The following is a 2308-nucleotide window of genomic DNA, read 5'->3' on the forward strand; positions in this document are numbered from 1 at the left end:
CCCAGCTCATCGAGAATCACCAGATCGACGTACATCAGCTTGTGGGCGACCTGGCCTTGTTTGCCGATGGACTTCTCCTGCTCCAGGGCGTTGGTCAGCTCGACGGTCGAGAAGTAGCGCACACGCTTGCCGTGGCGCTGTACGGCTTCGATTCCGATCGCTGAGGCGAGGTGCGTCTTGCCAGTGCCCGGACCACCGATGAACACGACGTTGTGCGCGCTTTCGAGGAACGACAGCTCGCTCAGTTCGCGCACCAGCGCTTCGTCGACGTGTGCCTGCGCGAAGTCGAAGCCCTTCAGGTCGCGGTGGGCCGGGAAGCGCAGCGGTCATTTGATAGGCAATCGAGCGCACCTGCCGTTCGGCGGTTTCAGCCATCAACAGCTGCTTCATGAAGCGCTCCGGCTCGAAGTCCGTGTGGCGCGACTGCGCGAGCAGCTCCGGCCACGTGCTCGCCATGCCGTGCAGTTTAAGACCCTTGAGCTGGGCCGCGATATCGTTAGACATGACGATCCTCCGGTGGGTTGGCGCGCAGCGTCTCGTAACGGCTCACGTCGGCCGCGGGCTCTTCCTTGAGCTGGAGTTTCGTCGTGGCGAGGCTGCCATTCGTGACGGGCGCCTTCAGCCGGCTCAGCACGTTCAGGACGTGCTCTGCGCTGGGGCGTCCTGAATCCAGCGCAGCCTGTACGGCGAGCAGCACCGCATCGAGCCCGTGTTCGCGCACCGCAGCGAGCACCTGCGTCATGACGCGATCGCCGCCCGGGTGTTTCAGCAGATGCCGCTGCAGCAGTTGCAGCGGCTGCGGCATCGTGATGAACGGTGCGCCGTTGCGCAGTGCGCCGGGTTTGCGCTCGACCAACGTGACGTAGTGGCGCCAATCGTAGAAGGTCATGTGCCGCTCGAAGCTGCGTTCGTGGCGTGCGATCTCCTGGGCGTTGGCGACGACGCTGAGATATGCCGGATAGCAGCGCACGCTCACCAACTGGTTCGTGTACTCGGTGGGCACGCTGTAGCGGTTGCGTTGGAAGTGAATCAGGCTGGTCGACGAGACTCGCAGGGTCTGCTCGATGTAGCCGTCGAACGGCCGTGGATTGGGCATCAGCCGGGTACGCTCGTCCTGCAGCACATCCTCGACTGTCAGCTCAGGCCACTGCGGGTGCCGCATGTGCCACGCCTCACGACACTGACCAGCGACCCATTCGTTCAGGATCTCCAGCGTTTCCCAGCGCCGTAGCGCTGCTTCGTGCCAGATCTGACGTCGCCGGTCCTGAACGTTCTTCTCGACGATGCCTTTCTCCCAGCCTGCAGCCCGGTTGCAGAACTCCGGCTCGAACAGGTAGTGACTGCACATCGCTTCGAAGCGCGCGTTGACCGCACGCTCCTTGCCGCGGCCAACCTTGTCCACGGCGGTCTTCATGTTGTCGTAGATGCCGCGCCGCGGCACGCCGCCGAACGCGGCGAATGCGCGGGCGTGCGCATCGAACAGCATCTCGTGACTCTGTGTGGGATAGGCGACGAGCCAGAACGCGCGGCTGGAGTTAAGTTTGACGTGGGCGACCTCCAGGCGTCGCCGTAGCCCGCCAACAAACGCGTATTCGCAGCTCCAGTCAAACTGGAAGGCTTCGCCGGGTTCGAAGGCGAGCGGCACGAAGGCCTTCCTGCGAGGCGCCTCAGCCTGCTCCTCGTGCCAACGCCTCACGAACGCGCTCACCCGGCCGTAGCTGCCGGCGTAACCCTCGGCGCGGATCGCCTCGAACATGAACCGGGCGGTGCGCCGGTCACGCTTCGGGCGATGACTGTCGGCACGCAGCCAACCTGTCAGCTGTGCGGCCCAGTCGTCGATGACGCTCGGGCTGACGCGCTTCGGATACTTCGGCTCGACGGCATCAGTCTGCCGCAGCCAGCGGCGCACCGTGTTTCGGGACAGGCCCGTACGCCGCGCAATCTCGCGCAACGGGACCTTCTCGCGGAAATACATCCGCCTGATCTTGGCCAATATACCCACCGTGATCACCTTTGTATCCCCTGCTCAAAGATTGAGCAGAGCATTCAATCACGTGGGTCAAAATTCGATGAAAATTTCCAGCTCTAGTGGGTCAGTTCTGTGCGGACATCAACAATAGCGCTACTTCGTGAGGCGCTCGGTCTACTTGCCGGCAGTAGTTAGAAGAGGGCATTCATTCCGATCCATGACAGGCACATATGAGCAGCCTCGCCGATACATGGCCGACTGAGAAATCGTGATGCTCTGCAGCTATCGCCGGGTTTTGTACACGCGCTTAAACACGACGCGGTCGCCGAACATCTTTTG

The 2308-nt window shown here is 62.7% G+C and carries 1 protein-coding gene and 1 pseudogene; both read right to left on the bottom strand.

All coding sequences use genetic code 11. The annotated features are described in order from the left end of the window. Nucleotides 1-504: pseudogene (locus tag AB0L95_RS42075) on the bottom strand (ATP-binding protein); the annotation flags it as partial. Then, the gene (gene istA, locus AB0L95_RS42080; RefSeq protein WP_098552671.1) at nt 497-2002 is read right to left on the bottom strand and encodes an IS21 family transposase; all 1506 of its coding nucleotides are present in this window, start codon (nt 2000-2002) and stop codon (nt 497-499) included. The pseudogene AB0L95_RS42075 and the gene istA, both read right to left, overlap by 8 nt. Nucleotides 2003-2308 lie beyond the last annotated feature (306 nt).

Source organism: Streptomyces sp. NPDC052036, assembly GCF_040680495.1.
GTDB lineage: Bacteria > Actinomycetota > Actinomycetes > Streptomycetales > Streptomycetaceae > Streptomyces.